The organism is Mycobacterium sp. 48b, assembly GCF_048282725.1.
GTDB lineage: Bacteria > Actinomycetota > Actinomycetes > Mycobacteriales > Mycobacteriaceae > Mycobacterium.
Genome location: NZ_JBLVUL010000001.1, coordinates 3,522,142 through 3,547,335 on the forward strand (window position 1 = coordinate 3,522,142; position 25,194 = coordinate 3,547,335).

Annotated in this window: 21 protein-coding genes and 1 tRNA gene; 12 read left to right on the forward strand and 10 right to left on the reverse strand. The window is 67.0% G+C overall.

What is annotated here, in order from left to right; translation table 11 throughout:
* Positions 1–83: 83 nt before the first annotated feature.
* The 3 genes from ACNQR1_RS17050 to ACNQR1_RS17060 are packed head-to-tail and all read right to left on the reverse strand — an operon-like array spanning position 84 to position 3,002.
* Entirely contained in the window at positions 84–1,190 is a 1,107-nt protein-coding gene (locus ACNQR1_RS17050) for an ABC transporter substrate-binding protein (protein WP_418047353.1), read from the reverse strand.
* 16 nt (positions 1,191–1,206) lie between these two features.
* The gene (locus ACNQR1_RS17055) at positions 1,207–1,875 is read right to left on the reverse strand and encodes an alpha/beta hydrolase (protein WP_418047354.1); all 669 of its coding nucleotides are present in this window, start codon (positions 1,873–1,875) and stop codon (positions 1,207–1,209) included.
* Entirely contained in the window at positions 1,872–3,002 is a 1,131-nt protein-coding gene (locus tag ACNQR1_RS17060) for an FAD-dependent monooxygenase (RefSeq protein WP_418047355.1), read from the reverse strand. The genes ACNQR1_RS17055 and ACNQR1_RS17060 overlap by 4 nt, the downstream gene beginning before the upstream one ends.
* Positions 3,003–3,072: 70 nt before the next feature.
* Between ACNQR1_RS17060 and ACNQR1_RS17065 the strand changes: the two genes are divergently transcribed.
* Together ACNQR1_RS17065 and polA are read left to right on the forward strand one after the other, a co-directional pair.
* Positions 3,073–3,960, forward strand: a complete 888-nt coding sequence (locus ACNQR1_RS17065; RefSeq protein ID WP_418047356.1) for a LysR family transcriptional regulator — start codon at positions 3,073–3,075, stop codon at positions 3,958–3,960.
* Positions 3,961–4,036: 76 nt separating this feature from the next.
* Entirely contained in the window at positions 4,037–6,709 is a 2,673-nt protein-coding gene (gene polA / locus ACNQR1_RS17070; RefSeq protein WP_418050401.1) for a DNA polymerase I, read from the forward strand.
* A gap of 24 nt (positions 6,710–6,733) precedes the next feature.
* Here the strand turns inward: polA and ACNQR1_RS17075 are convergent, their stop codons facing one another.
* On the reverse strand, positions 6,734–6,910 hold the full coding sequence (locus ACNQR1_RS17075) for a hypothetical protein (protein WP_418047357.1): 177 nt from the start codon (positions 6,908–6,910) through the stop codon (positions 6,734–6,736).
* 5 nt (positions 6,911–6,915) lie between these two features.
* Positions 6,916–8,136 carry a PrsW family intramembrane metalloprotease gene (locus ACNQR1_RS17080; protein ID WP_418047358.1) on the reverse strand — a complete coding sequence of 407 codons (1,221 nt, stop codon included), beginning with the start codon at positions 8,134–8,136 and terminating at the stop codon, positions 6,916–6,918.
* A 248-nt stretch (positions 8,137–8,384) separates the two neighbouring features.
* Here ACNQR1_RS17080 and rpsA point away from each other — a divergent pair, with 248 nt between their 5' ends.
* From rpsA to ACNQR1_RS17095, 3 genes are all read left to right on the forward strand, one after another.
* Positions 8,385–9,824 (forward strand): 30S ribosomal protein S1, encoded by a 1,440-nt coding sequence (gene rpsA / locus ACNQR1_RS17085; protein WP_003884756.1) that lies wholly within the window; start codon positions 8,385–8,387, stop codon positions 9,822–9,824.
* A 75-nt stretch (positions 9,825–9,899) separates the two neighbouring features.
* The gene (coaE, locus tag ACNQR1_RS17090; protein WP_418047359.1) at positions 9,900–11,063 is read left to right on the forward strand and encodes a dephospho-CoA kinase; all 1,164 of its coding nucleotides are present in this window, start codon (positions 9,900–9,902) and stop codon (positions 11,061–11,063) included.
* 106 nt (positions 11,064–11,169) lie between these two features.
* Positions 11,170–11,904 carry a FadR/GntR family transcriptional regulator gene (locus tag ACNQR1_RS17095; protein ID WP_418047360.1) on the forward strand — a complete coding sequence of 245 codons (735 nt, stop codon included), beginning with the start codon at positions 11,170–11,172 and terminating at the stop codon, positions 11,902–11,904.
* 3 nt (positions 11,905–11,907) lie between these two features.
* Here the strand turns inward: ACNQR1_RS17095 and ACNQR1_RS17100 are convergent, their stop codons facing one another.
* Positions 11,908–12,480, reverse strand: coding sequence for a hypothetical protein (locus tag ACNQR1_RS17100; protein ID WP_418047361.1), 573 nt, complete (start codon positions 12,478–12,480; stop codon positions 11,908–11,910).
* Positions 12,481–12,491: 11 nt separating this feature from the next.
* Complete coding sequence (locus ACNQR1_RS17105; protein ID WP_418050402.1) at positions 12,492–12,998, reverse strand: DUF402 domain-containing protein; 507 nt, start codon at positions 12,996–12,998, stop codon at positions 12,492–12,494.
* A gap of 67 nt (positions 12,999–13,065) precedes the next feature.
* Here ACNQR1_RS17105 and uvrB point away from each other — a divergent pair, with 67 nt between their 5' ends.
* From uvrB to ACNQR1_RS17125, 4 genes are all read left to right on the forward strand, one after another.
* Positions 13,066–15,225 (forward strand): excinuclease ABC subunit UvrB, encoded by a 2,160-nt coding sequence (uvrB, locus tag ACNQR1_RS17110; protein ID WP_418047362.1) that lies wholly within the window; start codon positions 13,066–13,068, stop codon positions 15,223–15,225.
* A 44-nt stretch (positions 15,226–15,269) separates the two neighbouring features.
* Complete coding sequence (locus ACNQR1_RS17115; protein WP_418047363.1) at positions 15,270–16,664, forward strand: MFS transporter; 1,395 nt, start codon at positions 15,270–15,272, stop codon at positions 16,662–16,664.
* 133 nt (positions 16,665–16,797) lie between these two features.
* A complete protein-coding gene (locus ACNQR1_RS17120) occupies positions 16,798–17,565 on the forward strand; it encodes a DUF899 domain-containing protein (RefSeq protein WP_418047364.1) in 768 nt (255 codons plus the stop codon).
* Positions 17,566–17,626: 61 nt separating this feature from the next.
* Positions 17,627–17,697, forward strand: a tRNA-Cys gene (locus tag ACNQR1_RS17125).
* Positions 17,698–17,739: 42 nt separating this feature from the next.
* Here ACNQR1_RS17125 and ACNQR1_RS17130 read toward each other — a convergent pair.
* Positions 17,740–18,312 carry a hypothetical protein gene (locus ACNQR1_RS17130; protein ID WP_418047365.1) on the reverse strand — a complete coding sequence of 191 codons (573 nt, stop codon included), beginning with the start codon at positions 18,310–18,312 and terminating at the stop codon, positions 17,740–17,742.
* On the opposite strand from ACNQR1_RS17130, the gene ACNQR1_RS17135 reads away from it, so the two are divergent.
* Positions 18,311–19,156 carry an acyl-CoA thioesterase gene (locus tag ACNQR1_RS17135; protein ID WP_418050403.1) on the forward strand — a complete coding sequence of 282 codons (846 nt, stop codon included), beginning with the start codon at positions 18,311–18,313 and terminating at the stop codon, positions 19,154–19,156. The genes ACNQR1_RS17130 and ACNQR1_RS17135 overlap by 2 nt on opposite strands.
* 1 nt (position 19,157) lies before the next feature.
* Here ACNQR1_RS17135 and ACNQR1_RS17140 read toward each other — a convergent pair whose 3' ends face one another.
* Positions 19,158–20,693: a glycosyltransferase family 39 protein gene (locus ACNQR1_RS17140; protein WP_418047366.1), complete on the reverse strand. Its 1,536-nt coding sequence runs from the start codon at positions 20,691–20,693 to the stop codon at positions 19,158–19,160.
* A gap of 355 nt (positions 20,694–21,048) precedes the next feature.
* On the opposite strand from ACNQR1_RS17140, the gene ACNQR1_RS17145 reads away from it, so the two are divergent.
* Complete coding sequence (locus tag ACNQR1_RS17145; protein ID WP_044524035.1) at positions 21,049–21,492, forward strand: universal stress protein; 444 nt, start codon at positions 21,049–21,051, stop codon at positions 21,490–21,492.
* A gap of 19 nt (positions 21,493–21,511) precedes the next feature.
* Here ACNQR1_RS17145 and ACNQR1_RS17150 read toward each other — a convergent pair whose 3' ends face one another.
* Complete coding sequence (locus tag ACNQR1_RS17150; protein WP_418047367.1) at positions 21,512–22,195, reverse strand: MBL fold metallo-hydrolase; 684 nt, start codon at positions 22,193–22,195, stop codon at positions 21,512–21,514.
* 73 nt (positions 22,196–22,268) lie between these two features.
* Here ACNQR1_RS17150 and uvrA point away from each other — a divergent pair, with 73 nt between their 5' ends.
* Positions 22,269–25,163, forward strand: a complete 2,895-nt coding sequence (gene uvrA, locus ACNQR1_RS17155) for an excinuclease ABC subunit UvrA (RefSeq protein WP_418047368.1) — start codon at positions 22,269–22,271, stop codon at positions 25,161–25,163.
* The last annotated feature ends 31 nt before the right edge of the window (positions 25,164–25,194 follow it).

Sequence of the window (25,194 nt, forward strand, 5' to 3'; positions counted from 1 at the left end):
AGGCCAGCCTAAACGATCAAGACCGTCAAACTGAAACGTGTTGCAGTTTTGTCCCGCGGGGCGGGAGTGAGCGAGGTCCGATCCTATTCGAGGTGACGGCGCAGCTGATCGTGGGACCATGGCGTCAGGCGGAACCGGCCGTCGTGAATGACGGCGACGGCGACGTCGCTCGCATTCAGGCCCGCGTGGTCGGTGGGAGAGAAGTTGTATTCGCCTTCAGGGGTGAGGCAGGTCAGTGAGTCCATGGCCCGCTGGACAGCGTGAGGGGCGTCCTCGCCGGCCGCGTCGACGGCTCCCGCGATCAGCCTGACGGCGGTGTATCCATCCACCGCGAACTGCGACGGCGGCGCACCGTGGAGCCGCTGGAACGGTTCGGTCAGCCCGGCGATGACGGCGCGGGTCGCCGACGGTGGCAGGTCCCGCTCGACGGCCACCAGCGACGTCGCCACGATGATGCCCTCGGCGCCCGCACCGACCTCGTCCACGAATGCCGGGCTCGCGGCGCCGATTCCCGCGACCATTGGAATGCTCGGGCCGGCCGCCCGGAATGCCAGCGCCAATCCGGTCGCAGGGGGACCGGTGACCCACGCCATCAAGGCCTGTGCACCGCTCGCGGCGATCGCCGCGACAACTGGCCCGAAGTCCAGGGTGTCGACCTTCACGGATTCGACAGCGACGGCCTCGATTCCGAACCGGCCCAACATGGATTCCTGGGTCGTCCACGCCTCACGGTTGAACACGCTGTCGGAATCGAAGGCAACCGCAATTCTGGTCATGCCGTGCTCGCGGAAGTACCTGAGCAGCTGCGCGGCGACCAGACGCCCGTTCGGCGGTGTCATGAACACATATGGACGGACGGGCTCGACCTGGGTGTGCGCGGCTCCCGTCGATACGTACACCACCTTGCGTTCATCGGTGTGGGGCAGCACCGCCACACTCGCGTTGGAGAACGATGTGCCGACGACGGCAGCGACACCCCGGTCGGTCAGCCGGTGGTACGCGGCCACCGCCCCCGCGGGAAGACTCGCGTCGTCTTCGACGGTGAGCACCACACGGCGGCCGAGGACACCGCCGGTGTCGTTGAGCTGCCGGACCGCGAGCTCTGCGCCGTCCCGGTTCTCCAGACCCATGTAGTTGGAACCGGTCAGCGACGTCACCTGACCGATCACGATCGGAGTTGGCGACGGCACGAGGGAAGGTTAGCGGCTACCGGCCGGCGGCGTCCTGCAGGATCCGGACGAGATCATTGTGGTTGTCGCGCATGAGGTTGTGCGCCCCGTCGAGTGCATGTGTGGTCCACTCCGGGTCGTCGCGCACCCGCTCGAAGGTCGCGGTGAACGGCGATTCACCCTCCCATTTCGTGGCGTAGACGTACGCGAGCCGAAAGCGTGACAGGTCGTCCCGCAGCTGGATCGGCTGCAGCAGGGACGCGAGGGGGTGCGCGGTCGCGCGCTCATCGAAGAACGGCAGCGGCGGTACGCCGTAGCCGGTCGCGTCCACCGCCAGGTACCACCGGCGCTGCTCGTCGTTGGTCAGGGTCCAGCAGGAGTCGCCGTCCTGCGGGACGAATGCGTCCAGGTAGACCAGCGCGCGTATCCGGTCCGGGATGCGGTCGGCCACAGCGGTGATCACCATGCCGCCGTAGCTGTGCCCGGCGAGAACCGCATCGGTCACCTGGTGCGCGCGCATCTCTGCGATCACGTCGGCGACATGGGTCTCCAGGTTGACCCCGGCATGGGCCAGGTGAGCGCGCTCGGCCACCCCGGTCAGTGTTGGCGTCAGCACCCGGTGGCCGTCGGTGCGCAGTTCGGCGGCGAGGTCGTCGAAGCACCAGCCGCCGTGGCACGCCCCGGGTATCAGTACATATGTGGTCATCGGGAGCTCCTGTCCGCGAGGGTGTTTCGCCGGTAGTCGGCGGTGACGCGGGCCAGATCCTGCGGATCGCCCGCATGCATCCGGCGATTGGCGTGGACGACGGCCGTGGTCTCCGGGATAGGACGGGCCTCGTAGCCTGCGATGCCACGGCCGGCGGCCAGTTCGTCGGCGAGGGCGCGGGCATCGAGGATGGCCTGTGAACCGCCGTTGGCGCCGACGGGATACATCGGGTGGGCTGCGTCGCCCAGCAGTGTGACGTGTCGAGTGCCCCAGCGGGACAACGGCTCCCGGTCGACCATCGGGTACTCGAATACCGCCTCGGAACGGGCTACCAGCTCGGCCGGGTTCAGCCAGTCCAGGCGCCAGCCCGACATGCGCGCCGCCACTGCCGCGGGATCGACCCGGGTGTTCCAGTTCGCGTCCCCGGGAAGCGGACCCGGCGTGGTCTCGGCGACCTGCAGTACCCAGTTCACCTGATTGCCGCCGATCGGGTAGGTGACCAGCTCGACCCCGTCGTCCCCCTTGACGATGGCCATCGTGCGACCGTCGAGGAACGGCCGAATACCGCTGGCGCCACGGAACATCCGAACGCCGGACCACGCGAGTGGGTCGGTGCCCGGATGCAACTGCCGGCGGACCTTCGAGTGCACCCCGTCGGCGCCGACGAGCACCTCGGCGGTGAACGGGCCGATGTGGGTGGTCACGCGCACGTGGTCGTCGGTTTCGTCGAAATCGGTGACGGCAGCCCCGGTGCGCACCGCGTCGGGGCCCAGCCGGGACCGGACCGCGTCGAGCAGCAACATCTGTAGCCGGCCGCGGTGCACCGAGCACTGCGGGTGGCCGTAGCCGCCTTCGAGTCCGCGAGGCTCGCGGAACAGCAACGCGCCGTCGGGGCGGTAGAAATCGATGGCGGCCGGGGTCGCGGAGATGGCCAGCAGGTCCTCGCCGAGGCCGAGGTCGGTCAGTTCCCGTACCGCGTGGGGCAGCAGGTTGATGCCCACGCCGAGGGCGCGTAGCTCGCGGGCGCTTTCGAGGACCGTGACCTGAAAGCCCCTGGCGTGCAGGGTGAGAGCGGCGGTGAGCCCGCCGATACCGGCTCCGGCGATGACGATCGGTGCTGTGGACATGTCTCCAGCGTCGTCAGCGCCAATCGATAAGTCCAATACATAGTTCATCCATAAACTATTGTCATTACTTATGGAATTGCGGCAGTTCGAATACTTCGTCGCAGTGGCCGAGGAGGCCAACTTCACCCGTGCGGCCGAGCGGGTGCACGTTGCGCAACCGGCGGTCAGCGCCCAGATCCGTCACCTGGAACGTGAATTCGGCCAGCAACTGTTCGACCGCAGCAGGCGCGCGGTTCGGCTGACCGCCGCCGGCGAAGCCGTGTTGCCGCACGCCCGGGCGGCACTGGCCGCCGTCGCCGCAGCCCGGACCGCGGTCGAGGAACTCGGTGAGCTGGTGCGGGGCTCGGTGGTGGTTGGCACCGTCACGGCCCACGACTTCGACATGCCGGGCCTGCTCGCCGAGTTCCATGCGGCACACCCGCTGGTCGACATCACGCTGACCACCGACGAATCCGACGCGCTGATGGACGGGCTGCACTCGGGGCGACTCGACGCGGCCATCGTGTCGGTGGGCGACGAACTGCCCGCCGGGCTGGCCGCCGAGGTGGTCACCGATCAGCGCATCGTCGCAGCGGTGGCAGGTGACCACCCGTGGCATCGACGCCGCAGGGTCGGGCTGCGCGATCTCGCGGACCAGCCGGTCATCGCACTGCCGATCGGCGCAGGCATCCGCCACCAGTTCGACCGGGCCTGCCGCGCGGCCGGGATGTCGGCACGGGTCGCGTTCGAGGCCAGCACCCCGCACGCGTTGGCCGAGCTGGCCGAGCGTGGGCTCGGGGTCGCGGTGTTGCCGGAAGCGGTGGCCGTCGCACGGGCCGCGCTGCACCCGCTGCCCATCACACCCGAGCTGCGCGGCCGGTTGGTGTTCGCGTGGCGCGCGCAGGGCCCGATGAGCCCGGCCGCCAGGGTCTTGATCGAGATGGCTCGTCGCCGTCTGCGCGTCGGTGGCCCCGCATAGAGTGAGGGCCGTGAGCCCCGCGAAGACCGAGACGAAGAACGCACCGAACCCCACCGCTGACGACAAGCCCACACTGATGCTGCTGGATGGCAATTCGCTGGCTTTCCGGGCGTTCTACGCGTTGCCCGCCGAGAATTTCAAGACGCAGGGCGGGCTGACCACCAATGCGGTCTACGGGTTCACCTCGATGCTGATCAACCTGCTGCGTGACGAGCAGCCCAGCCATGTGGCGGCTGCGTTCGACGTGTCGCGGCAGACGTTTCGCAAGGACAAGTACCCGGAATACAAGGAAGGCCGGTCTGCGACGCCCGACGAGTTCCGCGGCCAGATCGACATCACCAAAGAGGTACTCGGCGCGCTGGGCATCACGGCGATGGCCGAACCCGGCTTCGAGGCCGACGACATCATCGCCACCCTGGCCACCCAGGCCGAGCAGGAGGGCTACCGGGTGCTGGTGGTCACCGGCGACCGTGACTCACTGCAGTTGGTGACCGACAACGTCACCGTGCTCTACCCGCGCAAGGGGGTCAGCGAGCTGACCCGGTTCACCCCGGACGCGGTGGTGGAGAAGTACGGGCTGACGCCGACGCAGTATCCGGATTTCGCCGCGCTGCGCGGGGACCCGAGCGACAACCTGCCGGGCATCCCCGGGGTCGGCGAGAAGACCGCCACCAAGTGGATCGTCGAGTACGGCTCACTGCAGGCCCTGGTCGACAACGTCGAGAAGGTCAAGGGCAAGGTAGGTGACTCGCTGCGGGCCAACCTGTCGAGCGTGGTGCTCAACCGTGAGCTGACCGACCTGGTCCGCGATGTCCCGTTGGCCCAGACGCCGGACACGCTGCGGATGCAGCCCTGGAACCGCGACCAGATCCACCGGCTGTTCGACGACCTGGAGTTCCGGGTCCTGCGTGACCGGCTGTTCGAGACGCTGGTCGCCTCCGAGCCCGAGGTCGAGCACGGGTTCGATGTGCGTGGCCGGGCGTTGGAGCCCGGTGAGCTGGCGGCCTGGCTCGCCGAGCACAGCCTGGGTAACCGGTTCGGGCTCGCCGTGGTCGGCACGCACCTGGCCTACGACGCCGACGCCACCGCACTGGCCATCGTGGCGGCCGACGGCGACGGGCGCTACATAGACACCGCCACGCTGACACCCGAGGACGAGGAGGCGCTGGCGCGCTGGCTGGGCGACCCCGGCCCGCCCAAGGCGCTGCACGAGGCCAAGCTGGCCATACACGATCTGGCCGGGCGCGGCTGGACGCTGCGCGGGGTCACCTCCGACACCGCACTGGCCGCGTACCTGGTGCGCCCGGGGCAGCGCAGCTTCGCCCTCGACGACCTGGCCGTGCGCTATCTGCGGCGCGAACTCCGCGCCGAAACTCCTGAGCAGCAACAGCTTTCACTGCTGGATGACTCTGAAGGGGTGGACGAGCAGGCAGTGCAGACACTGATCCTGCGGGCCTGCGCGGTGCTCGACCTCGCCGATGCGTTGGACGAGGAACTGGCCCGGATCGACTCGTCGTCCCTGCTGGGCCGGATGGAGCTGCCGGTGCAGCGGGCGCTGGCCGAGATGGAGTCGATCGGCATCGCCGTCGACCTGGACAAACTGCAGGAGTTGCAGAGCGAGTTCGCCGACCAGATCCGCGACGCCGCCGAGGCCGCCTACGCGGTGATCGGCAAGCAGATCAACCTCGGCTCGCCCAAGCAGTTGCAGGCGGTGTTGTTCGACGAGCTCGAGATGCCCAAAACCAAGCGCACCAAGACCGGCTACACCACCGACGCCGATGCGCTGCAGTCACTCTTCGACAAGACCGGACATCCGTTCCTGCAGCATCTGCTGGCGCACCGGGACGCCACCCGGCTCAAGGTCACCGTCGACGGCTTGCTCAACGCGGTCGCGTCCGACGGCCGGATCCACACCACGTTCAACCAGACCATCGCGGCGACCGGGCGGCTCTCGTCGACCGAGCCGAACCTGCAGAACATCCCGATCCGCACCGAGGCGGGCCGCCGCATCCGCGACGCGTTCGTCGTTGGAGGTCGCCCTGACGGGCCGTACTCCGAGTTGATGACCGCCGACTACAGCCAGATCGAGATGCGGATCATGGCGCACCTGTCCCGCGACGAAGGCCTGATCGAGGCGTTCAACACCGGTGAGGACCTGCACTCGTTCGTGGCGTCGCGGGCGTTCTCGGTGCCGATCGACGAGGTAACCCCGGAGCTGCGGCGACGGGTCAAGGCGATGTCGTACGGCCTGGCCTACGGGCTGAGCGCCTACGGGCTGGCCAGCCAGCTCAAGATCTCCACCGAAGAGGCCAAGGTGCAGATGGAGCAGTACTTCGACCGGTTCGGCGGGGTGCGTGACTACCTGCGTGACGTGGTCGACCAGGCCCGCAAGGACGGTTTCACCTCGACCGTGCTGGGCCGTCGTCGCTACCTGCCTGAACTCGACAGCAGCAACCGCAATGTGCGTGAGGCAGCTGAGCGGGCCGCCCTCAACGCGCCGATCCAGGGCAGCGCCGCCGACATCATCAAGGTGGCGATGATCAACGTCGACGCGGCGATCAAGGAAGCCGGGCTGACGTCACGGATGCTGCTGCAGGTCCACGACGAGCTGCTGTTCGAGGTGGCGGAGGGGGAGCGGGACACCCTGGAAGCGCTGGTGCGCGAGCACATGGGCAACGCCTACCCGCTGGATGTGCCGTTGGAGGTGTCGGTGGGGTACGGCCCCAGCTGGGACGCCGCCGCTCACTAGCGGCGCATGGGCTGGGGCCGCTCACTAGCGTGCGTCGGCGCCCAGCCCCAGGCCCAGCACGACCAGCGCAACCGCCATCGCCCGTTCGATTCGGCTGCGAATATGCGTGCGGTTGAGAATGTTTCGCGCACGATCGTCGGCGAGCACGAACAGCGTCGGCAGCACGGGCCCGCTGGTGGGCAGAAACTGAGGGAGCACCACCGGGCTCAGCCGAATCGCGGCGGCCCCGGATGCGGCGGCATGGCCACCGGGGCGCTGTAGTTGGACATCCAGTGCAGGATCGGTGCGGCCGACCGCGTGGCGGCCACCGAGTACACCTCTTCCTGCTGCAATGCGTACACCTGCGCGTCGCCGAAGCCGCGGTCGATGCGGTCGCGGACGAAGGCCAGTTCGACGACGGCGGCGGCGAATGCCGCGACGGCCTTGCCCGCGGGACGTCCGCCGGCCAGCGTGGCCTGCCTGATCGCGGCATGGCGGGTCTTCAACGACCCGAGCCAGGTGGCTTCGTTGGGGGTGATCAGCCCGGCGGCGACCATGCCGGGCAGTTTGGCGGCCACCACATGCTGCTCGCGGCGGCGGCTGGTGACCGCCACCACGATCATGATGACGAAGATCGGCACCATCCAGACCGCGTAGACGATGAAATAGGTGCCGGCGCCCACCAGCGACGAACCGTTCCACAGCCCGTGCATGAACACCGCACCCAGGTAGCCGGCGAGGACACAGAGCAGTTTGGCGCCGGTGCTGCGCCGCTGCAGCGCGAAGTACACGCCGATCGCGGTCATCGTGGTGAACAGCGAGTGGGCGAACGGCGCCATGATGAGGCGCATCGCCGCGGTGACGAGCGATCCGGCCAGCGAATCGGCGCTGGAGATGTACATGATGTCTTCGAGCCAGGCGAAACCGAGGCCGACCAGGCCGGCGTACACCAGGCAGTCGGTCAGTGAGTTGAGCTCGTTGCGGCGCCGCCCGGTCATCATGATCAGCAGGAACAGGCCCTTGGCGGCCTCTTCGATGAACGGTGCCCGGATCGCCACCGAGGCGAAACTGTGTGCCGATTCGGCCGAGTCCACACCGGGTGCCAGCAGCGCATCGGTGAACAGGCTCAGCACGAGGGACAGCACCACGGCGACCGCGGCGCCCCAGCCGAAGGCCAGAAGGAGCAGGCGGGGCGGTTCCGGTTCCCAGCGGTCCAGCCACAGATAGGCGAACACCGCGCCGGTCATCACGATGCTGGACAGCGTGAAGCCGATGATCGCGCCGACCGGGTTGAGCGCGGTGAACAGCAGCACCAGGGCGCCGATGACGACGCCGCAGGCGATGATCGCGGCCAGCGGGGCGCCGACCTTGCGGACCGGTCTGGGCATTGGTGCGGTGATCGGAAACCACGGCCGGTGGACCGGGCCTGGGGTCGGGGAGTACGCCACCTGCAGAAGCGTAGCCGTGGGTAGGCTGCGTGCCCGGCACAAATTCGGACGACGGTGCGGCGGGCTGCCGGTACCCCCGTCGCGGGGGCGGTTTGTCCTGCGTGTGCCTGGTCGAGTACCCTCGTTACGTATCTGTGTGCACAGCTTGACACCGTCTGGTCACTGCCACGGATGAGTACGAACGCACTACAGCAATACCAGCAATATCAATGTCCCTACTAGTAAACCTGTCCGGAGCAACCCACCACATGCCCTCTCCCTCCGTCACCTCGCCGCAAGTAGCCGTCAACGACATCGGCTCGGCTGAGGACTTTCTCGCCGCCATCGACAAAACCATCAAATACTTCAACGATGGCGACATCGTCGAGGGAACCATCGTCAAGGTTGACCGTGACGAGGTCCTGCTCGACATCGGTTACAAGACCGAAGGTGTCATTCCTTCCCGCGAACTCTCCATCAAGCACGACGTCGACCCCAACGAGGTCGTTTCCGTGGGCGATGAGGTCGAGGCCCTCGTTCTCACCAAGGAGGACAAGGAAGGCCGCCTGATCCTGTCCAAGAAGCGCGCTCAGTACGAGCGTGCCTGGGGCACCATCGAGGAGCTCAAGGAGAAGGACGAGGCCGTCAAGGGCACCGTCATCGAGGTCGTCAAGGGCGGCCTGATCCTCGACATCGGTCTTCGTGGCTTCCTGCCCGCATCGCTGGTCGAGATGCGTCGTGTCCGCGATCTGCAGCCGTACATCGGCAAGGAGATCGAGGCCAAGATCATCGAGCTCGACAAGAACCGCAACAACGTGGTGCTGAGCCGCCGCGCCTGGCTGGAGCAGACCCAGTCCGAGGTCCGCAGCGAGTTCCTCAACCAGCTGCAGAAGGGCGCCATCCGCAAGGGTGTCGTCTCGTCGATCGTCAACTTCGGCGCCTTCGTCGATCTTGGCGGCGTCGACGGCCTGGTGCACGTCTCCGAGCTGTCCTGGAAGCACATCGATCACCCGTCCGAGGTGGTTCAGGTGGGCGACGAGGTCACCGTCGAGGTGCTCGACGTCGACATGGATCGCGAGCGGGTTTCGCTGTCGCTCAAGGCGACTCAGGAAGACCCGTGGCGCCACTTCGCCCGCACCCACGCGATCGGTCAGATCGTCCCGGGCAAGGTCACCAAGCTGGTGCCGTTCGGTGCGTTCGTCCGCGTCGAGGAGGGCATCGAGGGCCTGGTGCACATCTCGGAGCTGTCCGAGCGCCACGTCGAGGTCCCGGACCAGGTGGTCCAGGTCGGCGACGACGCGATGGTCAAGGTCATCGACATCGACCTGGAGCGTCGCCGGATCTCGCTGAGCCTCAAGCAGGCCAACGAGGACTACACCGAGGAGTTCGACCCGTCGAAGTACGGCATGGCCGACAGCTACGACGAGCAGGGCAACTACATCTTCCCCGAGGGCTTCGACGCCGAGACCAACGAATGGCTCGAAGGCTTCGACAAGCAGCGGGAGGAGTGGGAGGCCCGCTACGCCGAGGCCGAGCGCCGGCACAAGATGCACACCACTCAGATGGAGAAGTTCGCCGCGGCCGAGGCCGAGGAAGCTGCCCGTCCGGTGTCCAACGGTTCCTCGCGGTCGGAGGAGTCCACTGGTGGCACGCTGGCCAGCGACGCACAGCTGGCTGCCCTGCGCGAGAAGCTCGCAGGCAACGCATAAGTAGTACAGCAACGAACGCCCCGGCCCTTTGGGTCGGGGCGTTCGTCGTTTGCGGGGCCTGACAGACTGTTGGGCGTGCTTCGCATCGGGTTAACCGGCGGTATCGGCGCCGGGAAGTCAACAGTGTCGGCTACATTCAGCGATCTCGGCGGCATCATCGTCGACGGTGATGTCATCGCGCGTGAGGTGGTCGAACCCGGAACCGAGGGACTGGCCAAGCTGGTCGAGGCGTTCGGCGACGGGATCCTGTTACCCGAGGGGGCGTTGAACCGTCCCGCTCTGGCGGCGGTCGCCTTCAGTGACGACGAGAAGCGCGCCACCTTGAACGGCATCGTGCATCCGCTGGTGGCGCACCGCCGGTCGGAGCTCATCGCCGCGGCTCACGAGGATGCGGTGATCGTCGAGGACATCCCGCTGTTGGTGGAGTCCCAGATGGCACCGATGTTCCCGTTGGTCATCGTGGTCAACGCCGACCCGGAACTGCGCGTCAAGCGGCTCATCGAGTACCGCGGATTCAGCGAGGAAGATGCCCGCGCCCGTATCGCCGCGCAGGCCACCGAGGAGCAGCGTCGCGCCGTCGCCGATGTCTGGCTGGACAACTCGGGCAGCCCCGGCGCCGTCGTCGAGCAGGCCCGCGCCCTGTGGCACGAGCGGATCCTGCCGTTCGCGCACAACCTGACGATCCGGCAGCCGGCCCGTCGCGACGCCGCCGTGGTGCCCTATGACCCGACGTGGCCGGATCAGGCCCGCCGGATCGTGGCCCGGCTGAACACCGCCTGCGGACACCGCGCGGTGCGTATCGACCACATCGGGTCGACCGCGGTGCCCGGGATGGATGCCAAGGATGTCATCGATGTACAGGTGACGGTCGAGTCTCTCGCGGTCGCCGACGAACTGGCCGACGCGCTGTTGGCGGCGGGTTATCCGGTGGTGCCGGGTGTCACCGCAGACACCCGGCACGATGACGATCCGGCATTGTGGCACAAGCGCTTCCATGCCTCGGCGGATCCGGGCCGGCCGACCAATGTGCACATTCGGGTGGACGGCAGGCCCAACCAGCGGTTCGCCCTGATGTTCGTCGACTGGCTGCGGGCCAACCCCAGCGTGCAGGCCGACTACCTGGCCGCCAAGCGTGCCGCACTGGCCACGCCCGACTATGCCGTGGCCAAGGAACCGTGGTTCCTTGATGCCTACCGCCGCGCCTGGAAGTGGGCCGACGCGACGGACTGGCGGCCCTAGGTCACTGGGCCACAACAGGTTTCGCTTCCACTGACCTGACGGTCAATTGTTCGGGCCGTCGGTCTCGACCGTGCGGTAGCGTTTGGATCGTCCGAAGGGGGGACGCATGTCAACTGCCAAGCCGGCATTGGTTCCGGTTCGCCAGATCGCCGCCCATGAGCTGGTGGTCGACCAGATGCGGCGGGCCTTGGAACTCGGTCAGTTCCGGCCCGGTGACCGGCTGCCCACCGAGCGCGAACTCTCCGACATGCTCGACGTTTCCCGCACCACCGTGCGGGCCGCCGTGGCGGTTCTGGAGGGGGAGGGGTTGATCACCGTGCGGCGCGGTCGTGGCGGTGGGTTCACCGTCCAGGCGCCGCAGTATGACCCGGCCGCGATGCGCCGGGAGTTGCGCCGCAACAAGCGCGAGATCCGCGATGCCTTCGACTACCGCGTCATCGTGGAAACCGGGGCCACCCGGCTGGCGGCCGAGCGACGCCGTGCCACCGATGTGACCGAGCTGCGCAAGCTGCTCAAAGGAATGGAATCTGCGCTGCAGACCGCGATGAACGACCAGTCGGCTCGGCACACCACCGACTTCCAGACCCTGGACTCCGCGTTTCATCTCGGCATCGCCCAGGCTTCGCAGAACGGCCGGCTGCTGGACGCGGTGGCCGACGCCCGTCGGAGGATGTTCCTGCCGGTCGGTGCGATCTTCGGACGTCTGGAGCCCAACGCCAACGACTATCACGAATCGATCCTCGCAGCGATCGAGAACCGTGATCCGGAGCTGGCGGCCGCTCTGATGGCGGCGCACATCAACGACACCCGGCACACGGTCGAGTCCTGGCTGAAGCGCTGAGAGCTACGCGGCCGGTGGCTCGGGTTCCGCGGGCGGTGGGACCGCGGGGTCAGCCGGCGTGAGCGCCGGCTCGGCGCCCGTCTGGGAGGTGTCGGTGGTGGTGCCCGGCACCGGGGTGCTCAGCGGGGCGCCGCAGGGCAGGCTGCCGTAGTTCGGATCGTCCTTGGGCCGGGTCAGCCGCGGGCCGACGAAGGTGTCGGCCTGGGCGACGATCTGGTCGTCCACCAAGATCTCGCAATGCAGGTTGGCCGAGTACGGCCAGTCGATGCGGACCGCCATGCCCGCGGTCTCCGGATTCGACACCACACCGGTGGCTTCGAAGATCCGGCCCGGCAGCATGGACGGGTCGGCGGTGTTGATGTTCTGGTCGTCGATCTTGTAGGCGATGGTCGCGTTGCGCGACACCCCGTCGATCCTGGCCCGGTACGTGACGTTGTGGAGTTGCTGATCGGGCAGCGGTTCCACCTGAGGCGGCGCCTCGGGGTCGGCTTGTGCCGCAGCGGGAATCAACAGCGCGCCGGTGAGCAGTCCTGCCAGCGCGGGGAGGGCTCCCCAGGCGTACTTAGCTGAGCTCATGAATCCTGACCTTACGCTCCCCGCCACGTGAGGGCCATTCCGTTGCCGGCCAACCACTGATCAAGCTCATAGCCGCAGCTCGCCAGGCCCTCGATGGCGGTGGCGGCGGTTTGCACCGCCTGTTCGCCGACCTCTGGGCTCAACAGGCCGTGCCGGACCGCGGTCAACAACTCGTCGACATCGCACAGTTCGACTCCGCGTCCGGTGCGGATCACCAGATCCAGGTAGTGGTCCTCGGACTGCCAGATGTCCGGGCCGGCGGTGTAGCTGCCGACGTCGAGGTAGAAGTCCTGGTCACGCTCGTGGCCGGGGCTGAAATGGAACACGCTGGCCCGCAGCCCGAGCGAGGGGAGCAGCCACGATTCGAGGTAATGGAACTGGGCCCGGCCGGGCGTCGGGCGGGCCATGTACAGGCCCCAGGGCTCGACGGTGTAGACGTCGACGGCCCGCACGATGCCCTTGGGGTCGGTGTTCGTGCGGGCCACCAGGTCGAATGTCTCGTGCTTGGGCGGGTGGATGGGGCAAGCCTACGCGGGGAGCGAACGCAGGAGGAAGTTGTCGGTGCACAGTTCTACGCTGGTGAGCATGGCCTTCGCGACCGAACACCCCGTGCTCGCGCATTCGGAGTACCGGGCTGTCGATGAGATCGTCCGCACCGGCGCCCGGTTCGAGGTGGTCAGTGAGTACGACCCGGCCGGTGACCAGCCGGCCGCCATCGACGAGCTGGAGCGCCGGATCACGTCCGGCGAGCGTGACGTCGTGCTGCTGGGTGCCACCGGAACCGGAAAGTCGGCCACCACGGCGTGGCTGATCGAGCGGCTTCAGCGGCCCACCCTGGTGATGGCGCCCAACAAGACACTGGCCGCGCAGCTGGCCAATGAACTGCGGGAGATGTTGCCGCACAACGCCGTTGAGTACTTCGTCTCGTACTACGACTACTACCAGCCCGAGGCGTACATCGCCCAGACCGACACCTACATCGAGAAGGACAGCTCGATCAACGACGATGTCGAGCGCCTACGGCACTCGGCGACCTCGAGTCTGCTGTCGCGGCGCGATGTGGTGGTGGTGGCCTCGGTGTCGTGCATCTACGGCCTGGGCACACCGCAGTCCTACCTGGACCGTTCGGTGGAGCTGGAGGTCGGTCAGGAGGTCCCGCGCGACGGGCTGCTGCGGTTGCTTGTCGACGTCCAGTACAACCGCAACGACATGGCGTTCACCCGCGGCACGTTCCGGGTGCGCGGTGACACCGTCGAGATCATCCCGTCCTACGAGGAGCTCGCGGTCCGGATCGAGTTCTTCGGTGACGAGATCGAGGCGCTGTACTACCTGCACCCGCTGACCGGCGACATCGTCCGGCAGGTCGACTCGCTGCGGATCTTCCCGGCCACCCACTACGTGGCGGGGCCGGAGCGCATGGAGCACGCCATCGCGACCATCGAGGCCGAACTTGAGGCGCGGCTGGCCGAGTTGGAGGGGCAGGGCAAGCTGCTGGAGGCCCAGCGGCTGCGGATGCGCACCAACTACGACGTCGAGATGATGAAGCAGGTCGGGTTCTGCTCGGGCATCGAGAACTATTCGCGCCACATCGACGGCCGTCCGGCGGGTTCGGCCCCCGCGACACTCCTGGACTATTTCCCCGAGGACTTCCTGCTCGTCATCGACGAATCCCACGTCACCGTGCCCCAGATCGGCGGCATGTACGAGGGCGACATGTCGCGCAAGCGCAACCTGGTGGACTTCGGCTTCCGGCTGCCCTCGGCCGTCGACAACCGGCCGCTGACCTGGGAGGAATTCGCCGACCGGATCGGGCAGACGGTGTACCTGTCGGCGACCCCGGGCGCGTACGAGATCAGCCAGGCCGGCGGCGAGTTCGTCGAACAGGTGATCCGCCCGACCGGGCTGGTCGACCCCAAGGTGGTGGTGAAGCCGACCAAGGGCCAGATCGACGATCTGATCGGCGAGATCAGGGCCCGCACCGAGCGCGATGAGCGCGTGCTGGTCACCACGCTGACCAAGAAGATGGCCGAGGACCTGACCGACTATCTCTTGGAGCTCGGCATCAAGGTCCGGTACCTGCATTCCGAGGTCGACACCCTGCGGCGGGTCGAGCTGCTGCGCCAGCTGCGCCTCGGCGAGTACGACGTGCTGGTCGGCATCAACCTGCTGCGTGAGGGCCTCGATCTTCCCGAGGTGTCGCTGGTCGCGATCCTCGACGCCGACAAGGAGGGCTTCCTGCGCTCCACACGCAGCCTGATCCAGACCATCGGCCGCGCGGCGCGCAATGTGTCCGGCGAGGTGCACATGTACGCCGACAAGATCACCGACTCGATGCGGGAGGCGATCGACGAGACCGAACGCCGCCGGGCCAAGCAGATCGCCTACAACGAGGCCAACGGGATCGACCCGCAGCCGCTGCGCAAGAAGATCGCCGACATCCTCGATCAGGTGTACCGTGAGGCGGACGACACCGAGTCGGTCGAGGTCGGCGGTTCGGGGCGCAACGCATCGCGCGGCCGTCGGGCTCAGGGTGAACCCGGACGGGCGGTCAGTGCCGGCATCGTGGAAGGCCGCGACACCACGAACATGCCGCGCGCCGAACTGGCGGACCTGATCAAGGATCTGACCGAGCAGATGATGACCGCGGCGCGGGATCTGCAGTTCGAGCTGGCGGCGCGCATCCGCGACGAGATCCAGGACCTGAAGAAGGAGCTGCGAGGGATGGACGCGGCCGGCCTGAAGTAGCCGGTGTTGACCTCAACGGGGGTTCAGCTTCTAGCGTCATCGATGTGACCGACACCGTGACGCCCGATACCGGGACCTGGCGCCAGTTGTTGGGTGGCCGACACCTGGGCGCGTCCACCGTGTTGGCCGGCGGCGTGCTGCTGTATGCCACCAACGAGTTCCTGACCATCAGCCTGCTGCCCAGTGCGGTGGCCGAGATCGGTGGCCAGCGGTTCTACGCCTGGGTGACGACGGTGTACCTGGTTGCCTCGGTGGTCGCCGCCACCACGGTTCACTCGACGCTGATGCGGCTGGGGCCGCGACAGGCATACCTGTTGGGGCTCACGGTGTTCGGTGCCGGAAGCCTGGGCTGCGCGCTGGCGCCGAGCATGGAGATCCTGCTCGCCGGGCGTACCGTGCAGGGTTTCGCCGGGGGACTGTTGGCCGGCCTGGGGTACGCCGTGATCAACACCGCGCTGCCGAATACGTTGTGGACCAAGGCCTCTGCGCTGGTTTCGGCGATGTGGGGAGTCGGCACGGTGATCGGTCCGGCCTCGGGCGGGCTGTTCGCGCAGTTCGGGCATTGGCGGTGGGCCTTCGGCGTGCTCGTCGTGCTGACCATCGCGATGGCCGCGCTGGTGCCGGTCGCACTGCCCGGCCGTGACGGCGCGACATCCACTCCGGCCCCCGGCATTCCGGTGCGGTCACTGACGGTGCTGGGCGGCGCAGCCATGGCGGTGAGTGTCGCCGGCATCCCGCACGACTGGCGGGCCACCGCGGCACTGCTCGGCCTCGGGGTGGCGCTGGTCGCGGTGTTCCTGGTGGTCGACCGTCGCGCCGGCGCATCCGTGCTGCCGCCCAGCACGTTCGGTCCGGGTCCGCTCAAGTGGATCTATCTGAGCCTCGGTGTGCTGATGGCCGCCACCATGGTCGACATGTACGTGCCGTTGTTCGGCCAACGCCTGGCGCATCTGACGCCGGTGATGGCCGGGTTCTTCGCCGCGGTGCTGTCGGTCGGGTGGACGGCGGGGGAGATCGTCAGTGCGTCGCTGCAGAACCGACGGGTGATCGTGCGCACGGTGGCATTCGCGCCGATCGTGATGGCAGCCGGTCTGCTGGCGGGCGCGTTGTTGATCCGCGACGGCATGGCGCCGTGGCAGGTGCTCATGTGGGCAGCGGCGCTCGCGGTCACCGGCGCCGGTATCGGTATCGCCTGGCCCCACCTGTCCGCGTGGGCGATGAGCAGCGTGGACGATCCGGCGGAGGGTCCCGCCGCGGCGGCGGCGATCAACACCGTGCAACTGATCTGCGGTGCGTTCGGTGCGGGGCTCGCCGGGGTCGTCGTCAATCTGAGCGCAACGGCGGACGCGGCTGCGGCACGTTGGCTCTTTGCCGCATTCGCGGTGCTCGCCGTGCTCGGGGCGTTCGCCTCGTTCCGGTCCGGCCGCCGCACCCGGTAGTTGCACCGCGAGTGTGCGTGTCTGCTCCTGGACACGCCGCGTAACACCAACACTTTGCGCACGCTCGCGCGCGATGAGTTTCGCCGACGGCACGGGTCTCACTCGTATAGGACCGATCCGAGGAGTGATTTCGATGCCGCTGACGCTCAATGCCTACCCAGACGTCGTCACCCGGGACGAGTGGCTGGAGTCGCGCAAGAAGCTGCTGGCCGCCGAACGCGAGGTGACGCACTTGCGCGACGAGGTCAACGCCCAACGACGCCGGCTGCCGATGGTGAAGGTGGAGAAGGACTACACGTTCGAGGGGCCGGACGGCGAAGTGCGACTGGTCGACCTGTTCGAAGGCCGCAGCCAGCTCTACATCCACCATTTCATGTGGATCGACGCGATCGATCAGGGCTGCCCGAGTTGCACGGCCGCGGCCGATCTGACGTTCACCGCACAGGACCGAGATCTGTTGCACGGCAAGGATGTCACGTTCGCCTGTGTGTCCCGTGCGCCATATGCCAGTATCGCGACGTACCGGGACGCGCACGGTTGGACGTTTCCGTGGTACTCGTCGCGCGATGGCGACTTCACCTACGACTACCACGTGACGCTCGACCCGGCCCGTGCCCCAATCGAATACAACTACAAGTCCGCTGATGAGTTGCGTGCCGACGGTTTCGGCGACGACGACCTGCGGGGCGACTGGCCGGGAGCCAGTGTCTTCCTGCGCCGCGGCGACGAGGTGTTCCACACCTACTCGACTTTTGCCCGCGGCCTCGACCACACCTCGGTGGGTTACCCGTTCCTCGACCTCACGCCGTACGGGCGGCAGGAACCGTGGGAGGACTCGCCGGCGGGGTGGCCGCAGGGCGGACCAGTTGTCGGCAGGCCGGTAGGGGACTGCGACGGTTAGTGATCATTGAGATCGAAACTATGGGCGGGCGTTGAAGCGACTGGCACAGTAACCAATCGATGCGGGTGTGGCTGAGTGGTTAGGCACCGGCCTGCAAAGCCGTTTACACGGGTTCGAGTCCCGTCACTCGCTCGGATGAATCACCAGGTCGGTCCCTCGGACCGGCCTGGTGATTCACAGCATGGGCGGAGTTCCAGTCGCGGTCGCAGCTTGCTCCAGGCGTCGCATCTCCGTCGTGGGAAAGTCGTGCTCGAGCCACAACCGGCGATAACCGTCCTCGCCGTGGGTTCGAAACAGCCGGTGTAGCTCTGACAGAACCTGATCGCGCAGTTCGCCTGTAGTGGTGGTGCACGTCAGCAGCATCTCGCCGTCTCCGCACCGGTGTCCCCAGCTTTTCCAGTCCTGATACCAACGCACTTCCGCGTCGACCCTGTCGTCGTCCCGACGTCGCAGGATGAGCTCGTGCTCGCCTGGCTCATCCATGAAGATCACCCGAGCCTCGGCATCTTCCTCAACCAACGTCCGTGCGGCCGTGGCGAGCTCCAGCAGGGAATCGTGCAAGTAGGAAACAGTCATCGCGACGACTTGGCCTTCACACTCCAGCGATGCCTCCGCCCAGCCGAACTTCTGCAATTCGTAACGCAACCTCACGTCGGGACTTCCGCCTCTCGTGGTCGACTCGACAAGCAACACAGCACCCAGTCGCAAACCGCGACCCGCCACATCCAATAATGCTGCCGTGCCCATGCTGCCCCTTGCCGACGTCCTGTCCACGCTCGATCTGACGGAGTCGGGTGACGGCACTTTCGTCGCGGAGCAGCGGGACAACGCCAGCCACCACATCGTTGGCGGTCATATCGCGGCCCAGGCGCTGATGGCGGCCAGTCGCACCGTCCCCGGCCGATTGCCGCACAGCCTGCACGTTTACCTGCTGCGCGCCGGCGATGCCCGGTATCCGGTGCAGATGGAAGTGACCAACCTGCGTGACGGCGGATCGTTGTCCACCCGCCGGGTCATCGGCCGCCAAGGTGACGAGGTGTTGCTGGAAGCGCTGGTCTCGTTCAGCGTCGACATGGACGCCGCCGATTACCAGCAACCCCGCCCCGCGGTGCCGGATCCCGAAACCCTGACCCCGGTCGAAGAACAGCTGCAGTCCTTCGCCGACGAGGCCGGCGGCTACTGGGTGAACCCGCAGTGGATCGAGCGGCGCTACATCGATCCGCCTCCACGGCTGGCGATCGATCTGCCGGAACCGCCGGCGCGCACGCGGATGTGGTGGCGCCCCGCCGAGCCCGTCGCCGACGATCCCATCGTCAACAGCTGTCTGCTGACATATTTTTCGGGCACCGCGTTGCTGGACACCACGGTGACGATGCGGCGTGCCACCCAGGTCACCGTCTTCTCGGCCCTGATCGACCTCGCCATCTGGTTCCACCGCCCCGCCGATCTGACGGATTGGGTGTTGTCCGACCAGGTTTCACCGAGCGGGATCAACGGGCGCGGCCTGGCCAGTGCGACCGTCTACAACCGCGCCGGGCAACTGGTGTGCTCGGCGACCCAGGAGATGTACTTCGGCCGCCGTCGAGACTGAGTCACCGGATCGACTTGACCACCTGGGCGAAGTTGAACTGCCAGCGCTCGACGATGTGGAAACCCATGCTTTCAGGCACCTGATAGGCCGGGGCGCGGTCCAGTCGGGGGCCGGGCTGTAGCCGTTGTCCGCTCTGTCGGCTGGGCACCGAAGGGTCTCGTTCGGACACGGTCCACAAGACCGTGCACTTGCGGACCTGGTCTGCCACGCCCCAGATCCCGAGGTGCGCATCCCACAACCGATTTCGTTGCCAGGCGGGCTTACCTCGGCCGGGGTCGACGAGGTCGGCGTACGCGGCCGGCCTGGCGGCAGTGATGGGACGGATAGGGCCCGGCTTCCACGAGGTGGTGTTGTCGAAGATCACGCAGTCGCCGGGGGATGAGTGCACGGAGATGACGTCGGCGACCTGGCTGAAATCCATGCCCTCCTTGGCGTATGGGCCGCGTTGCACGGTGATGTAGTTCGGTGTCGCGGCCAACGCGAACACCGCCAGGGCCGCGGTGATCCACTCCCGGCTTCGGGCCACAGCCACCACACACACGGCGAGCAGGAGGGCCATCGCCGGTGTCGTGAAACACAGATAACGCGGATAGTAAAGCGGTTGGGCAGCAGCCGAATACACCAGGAGCACCGCGGTCGGGGCAATCACCCACACAGCCGCAATGGCCACCAGTCGCCGGGTGTCGTCATCGGTGGGCCGCAGCCGTCGGACCAGCAGTGGTGCGCAGAGCACCCCGGCTCCCAGCAGCGCGAAAGCCACGCTGTGGTCGAAATACTGCTCCAGGACGACTTCGGTGACCGTGTGCAGCCCCGGCGGTGAGATCCAGCCGACCTGGAAGCTCTGCGCTCTGCACCACTGATAGAAGGGAATCATGACCAACACCGCGGCCGTGGTGACCGCTGCCCACCTGGCTCGGGCCCGCCGGGTGCCGAGCATCACCACGGCGACGGCGTGCGGAACCACCATCAGCACCACGAAGATGTTCAGCACCATCGAAACCACAAGCAGCGCACCGTATGACACCCACAGCGCTACGCGGTCGCGGCGGATGGCGGCGATGAGCAGAACGGTCAGCCATACTGCCGCCAGCGTCGACCACGAATAGGAACGGGCCTCGATGCCCGCCCAGGTGATCCTGGGCAGTATCGCGAAAAGAACTCCCGCACAGACCGATACCGTCCGGCTGCAGAATTGCCGGCCGAGGACCACGACGCCGGCCGCGGCGCCACCGACGGCCAGGCAGCTGGAGAACCGGGACCAGAACTCGGTCGCCGGGAAAATGGTGAACCAGCCGTGCATGCCCAGGTAATAGAGCCCGTGCACGGCGTCGATGTGGCCGATCAGGTCCCACAGCTGGGATACCGATCGGGTGGCTGCCGATATGGTGGCGGCCTCGTCGAACCACAGCGAAGGCCGGGCGGCCCCGGCCGCGGACAGCACAATGGCGAATGCGGCCACCGCCAGCGCGTCGAATCGGGTTTCTCGATCGATCCGCCGGTCCGCGCCATCGGCACGCTCATTCAGCGATAGATCCACGTCAGCGACCGTGTCACCCCCTCAACCGATGGCAAAGATTAACCTGAACCACCCGACTCGCTCTCTCCGACAGTGCTATTGCCGAGCGTGGCGGCCGGTCGCAGGTAGATGAGCTGGATCACTCGGGCCGCGAATCGTCCTGGCGACAACCCGGATTCGAACGGCGTCGACTACGTCACGGTCAGCACCGATTTTCCGGTCCTGAGGGTTAACATCAGTGCCGATTCGCCGTTCGGGACCGAATAGTGGGTCCAGTTGTCGGTTGGCCGTGCGGGTGTCGTGATTCGCACCCCTGGTCAGTGGGCAACGGGTTACTGTCTCGGGTGGCGTTGCAACTGAAAGTGGGAGGGTATTGATGAGCGCGTATCGAACCGTGGTGGTCGGCACGGACGGATCTGATTCGTCGTTGCGTGCAGTCGACCGCGCCGGTCAGATTGCCGCCGGCTCGAATGCCAAGCTGATCGTGGCAACCGCGTACTTCCCCCAGAGCGAAGACCAGCGTGCCGCCGATGTGCTGAAGGACGAGGGCTACAAGATGGCCGGCAATGCGCCGATCTACGCCATCCTCCGCGAGGCGACCGACCGTGCGAAGGCCGCAGGCGCCACCGACATCGAGGAGCGGCCGGTCGTCGGCGCACCCGTCGACGCGCTCGTCGAACTGGCCGAGGACGTCCAGGCGGACCTCCTGGTGGTCGGCAACGTCGGCCTGAGCACGATCGCAGGCCGCCTGCTGGGCTCTGTGCCCGCGAATGTGGCACGCCGGTCGAAGACCGACGTGCTCATCGTTCACACCAGCTGAGCCCTACGGGCCTGATCGACTACCAACCGCGCTCGCGCCACTCCCCGAGATGAGGACGTTCGGCGCCGAGCGTGGTGTCGTCTCCATGGCCGGGATACACGACGGTGCGGTCGTCGTAGACGTCGAACACCTTGGCGCTCACATCACCCAGTAGCCGCTCGAAGTCGCCGGGCTGCCAGGTCTTGCCGACCCCGCCGGGGAACAGGCAGTCGCCGGTGAACAGGTGTGTCACCCCGTCGGGTGCTTTCATCGCCAGCGCGACCGAGCCCTCGGTGTGCCCCTGCAGGTGGATCACGTCGAACGTGAGGTCGCCGATAGGGACGGTGTCCCCGTCGGCCAGGATCCGGTCCGGGGTGACCGGCAAAGGTTCGGCGTCGAGGGCATGCGCGGCCGTCGGTGCCCCGGTGACCTCTGCCACAGACTCCAGCGCCTGCCAGTGGTCGAAATGCTGGTGACTGGTGACGATCAGAGACAGTTTGGGCGCCTGCTGTTTGATCACGTCCAGCAGCACCTCGGCGTCGTTGGCGGCGTCGATGAGCAGCGTTTCGCCGGTGGAATTGCAGGTCACCAGGTAGGCGTTGTTGTCCATGGGGCCGACCGACACCTTGACGATCGAGGCGTTCGGCAGGGTGCGCCGGGCGGCGGTCCCCGGCTCCTGATGACCGGTGTAGGTGTCGGCAACCGCGATGTGAGGGCTGGTCATAGCGCCACCGTATCGGGCTTGTCGGTGGCCGCACATAGCATGGGGCTGAAGTCTGTCGTTGGAAAGGAAACGCGTGGCTGACCGCCTGATCGTGAAGGGTGCCCGCGAGCACAATCTGCGAGGAGTCGACCTCGATCTGCCGCGTGACGCGCTGATCGTGTTCACCGGCCTGTCCGGGTCCGGCAAATCCTCGCTGGCCTTCGACACCATCTTCGCCGAGGGGCAGCGCCGCTATGTCGAGTCGCTGTCGGCCTATGCCCGGCAGTTTCTCGGACAGATGGACAAGCCCGATGTCGACTTCATCGAGGGTTTGTCGCCGGCGGTGTCGATCGATCAGAAGTCGACCAACCGCAACCCCCGCTCGACCGTGGGCACCATCACCGAGGTCTACGACTACCTGCGTCTGCTGTACGCCCGCGCGGGCACCCCGCACTGCCCGGTCTGTGGTGAGCGCATCGCCCGCCAGACCCCGCAGCAGATCGTGGACCAGGTGCTGGCCATGGACGAGGGCCTGCGCTTCCAGGTGCTGGCCCCGGTGGTCCGCACCCGCAAGGGCGAGTTCGTCGACCTGTTCGAGAAGCTCAACAGCCAGGGCTACAGCCGGGTGCGGGTGGACGGCGTCGTGCATTCCCTCACCGATCCGCCCAAGCTCAAGAAACAGGAAAAGCACGACATCGAGGTGGTCGTCGACCGGTTGACGGTCAAGGCCAGCTCCAAGCAGCGGCTCACCGACTCGGTGGAGACCGCGCTGAACCTCGCCGACGGCATCGTGGTGCTGGAGTTCGTCGACCGCGAGGACGACCATCCGCACCGTGAGCAGCGCTTCTCCGAGAAGCTGGCCTGCCCCAACGGCCACCCGCTGGCCGTCGATGATCTTGAACCCCGGTCGTTCTCGTTCAACTCTCCCTACGGTGCCTGCCCGGAGTGCACGGGGCTGGGCATCCGCAAGGAGGTCGACCCCGAACTGGTGGTGCCCGACCCGGACCTGACCCTGGCCGGCGGCGCCATCGCGCCGTGGGCGGTCGGGCAGAGCGCCGAGTACTTCACCCGGATGCTGTCCGGGCTGGGCGATCAGCTCGGGTTCGACATCGACACCCCGTGGAAGAAGCTGCCGGCCAAGGCGCGCAAGGCAATTCTGGAAGGCTCCGACCACCAGGTCCACGTCCGGTACAAGAACCGCTACGGCCGTACCCGGTCGTACTACGCCGATTTCGAGGGCGTGATGGCGTTCCTGCAGCGCCGCATGGAGCAGACCGACTCGGAGCAGATGAAGGAACGCTACGAGGGCTTCATGCGCGACATCCCGTGCCCGGAGTGCAACGGCACGCGGCTCAAGCCCGAAATCCTCGCCGTGACGATGACCGCGGGCGACCACGGCGCGAAGTCCATCGCCGAAGTGGCCGAGCTGTCGATCGCCGATTGCGCCGATTTCCTGAACGACCTGACCCTGGGCACGCGTGAGCAGGCCATCGCCGGGCAGGTGCTCAAGGAGATCCAGTCGCGGCTCGGGTTCCTGCTCGACGTCGGGCTGGACTACCTGTCGCTGTCACGGGCGGCCGCCACGTTGTCCGGTGGTGAGGCACAGCGCATCCGGCTGGCCACCCAGATCGGCTCCGGACTGGTCGGCGTGCTCTACGTGCTCGACGAGCCGTCCATCGGCCTGCACCAGCGGGACAACCGCAGACTGATCGACACCCTGGTCCGGCTACGCGACCTGGGCAACACGCTGATCGTCGTCGAACACGACCTGGACACCATCGCGCACGCCGACTGGGTCGTCGACATCGGCCCGGCGGCCGGTGAGCACGGCGGTCGGATCGTGCACAGCGGCACGTATCAGGATCTGCTGACCAACCCCGAATCCATCACCGGCGCTTACCTTTCCGGTAAGGAGAGCATCGAGGTCCCCGCCATCCGGCGACCCACCGACAAGCGTCGTCAGGTCACCGTGATCGGCGCGCGGGAGAACAACCTCAAGGAGATCGACGTCGCATTCCCGCTCGGCGTGCTCACCTCGATCACCGGGGTGTCCGGTTCGGGCAAGTCGACACTGGTCAACGACATCCTGGCTTCGGTGATGGCCAACAAGCTCAACGGCGCCCGGCAGGTGCCCGGCAGGCACACCCGCGTCAACGGGCTCGACCAGCTGGACAAGCTGGTTCGCGTCGACCAGTCGCCGATCGGTCGCACCCCGCGGTCCAACCCCGCCACCTACACCGGGGTGTTCGACAAGATCCGGTCACTGTTCGCCGCCACCACCGAGGCCAAGGTCCGCGGCTACCAACCGGGCCGGTTCTCGTTCAACGTCAAGGGCGGCCGGTGCGAGGCCTGCTCGGGTGACGGCACCATCAAGATCGAGATGAACTTCCTGCCCGACGTCTATGTGCCGTGCGAGGTCTGCCAGGGCGCCCGGTACAACCGGGAAACCCTTGAGGTGCACTACAAGGGCAAGACCATCGCCGAGGTGCTGGATCTGTCGATCGAGGAGGCCGCCGAGTTCTTCGAGCCGATCAGCTCGATCCACCGCTACCTCAAGACCCTCGTCGACGTCGGTCTGGGTTACGTGCGGTTGGGGCAGCCGGCGCCGACGCTGTCCGGCGGCGAGGCGCAACGCGTCAAGTTGGCCGCCGAACTGCAGAAGCGCTCGACGGGTCGCACGGTCTACATCCTCGACGAGCCGACCACCGGTCTGCATTTCGAGGACATCCGCAAGTTGCTCAAGGTGATCAACGGCCTTGTCGACAAAGGCAATACGGTGATCGTCATCGAGCACAACCTCGACGTGATCAAGACCTCGGACTGGATCGTGGACATGGGACCTGAGGGTGGGGCCGGCGGCGGCACGGTCGTCGCGCAGGGTACGCCCGAGGATGTGGCGGCGAACCCGGACAGCTACACCGGCCAGTTCCTCGCCGAGCTGATCGACGTGCCCGCTCCGAAACCCAAGCGGCGCAAGGTCAGTGCCTAGGGTTCGAGTTTCGCGCCGAGACTACGGTTTC

What these genes read in the sequence shown, in the direction of transcription:
- ACNQR1_RS17135 (WP_418050403.1), top strand. Translation starts at nt 18,311, where the DNA reads ATGCTGCCCCTTGCCGACGTCCTGTCCACGCTCGATCTGACGGAGTCG.
- ACNQR1_RS17150 (WP_418047367.1), bottom strand. Translation starts at nt 22,195, where the DNA reads ATGACCAGCCCTCACATCGCGGTTGCCGACACCTACACCGGTCATCAG.
- ACNQR1_RS17145 (WP_044524035.1), top strand. Translation starts at nt 21,049, where the DNA reads ATGAGCGCGTATCGAACCGTGGTGGTCGGCACGGACGGATCTGATTCG.
- ACNQR1_RS17065 (WP_418047356.1), top strand. Translation starts at nt 3,073, where the DNA reads ATGGAATTGCGGCAGTTCGAATACTTCGTCGCAGTGGCCGAGGAGGCC.
- uvrB (WP_418047362.1), top strand. Translation starts at nt 13,066, where the DNA reads ATGGCCTTCGCGACCGAACACCCCGTGCTCGCGCATTCGGAGTACCGG.
- ACNQR1_RS17100 (WP_418047361.1), bottom strand. Translation starts at nt 12,480, where the DNA reads ATGAGCTCAGCTAAGTACGCCTGGGGAGCCCTCCCCGCGCTGGCAGGA.
- ACNQR1_RS17120 (WP_418047364.1), top strand. Translation starts at nt 16,798, where the DNA reads ATGCCGCTGACGCTCAATGCCTACCCAGACGTCGTCACCCGGGACGAG.
- polA (WP_418050401.1), top strand. Translation starts at nt 4,037, where the DNA reads ATGCTGCTGGATGGCAATTCGCTGGCTTTCCGGGCGTTCTACGCGTTG.
- ACNQR1_RS17095 (WP_418047360.1), top strand. Translation starts at nt 11,170, where the DNA reads ATGTCAACTGCCAAGCCGGCATTGGTTCCGGTTCGCCAGATCGCCGCC.
- ACNQR1_RS17055 (WP_418047354.1), bottom strand. Translation starts at nt 1,875, where the DNA reads ATGACCACATATGTACTGATACCCGGGGCGTGCCACGGCGGCTGGTGC.
- rpsA (WP_003884756.1), top strand. Translation starts at nt 8,385, where the DNA reads ATGCCCTCTCCCTCCGTCACCTCGCCGCAAGTAGCCGTCAACGACATC.
- ACNQR1_RS17130 (WP_418047365.1), bottom strand. Translation starts at nt 18,312, where the DNA reads ATGGGCACGGCAGCATTATTGGATGTGGCGGGTCGCGGTTTGCGACTG.
- ACNQR1_RS17060 (WP_418047355.1), bottom strand. Translation starts at nt 3,002, where the DNA reads ATGTCCACAGCACCGATCGTCATCGCCGGAGCCGGTATCGGCGGGCTC.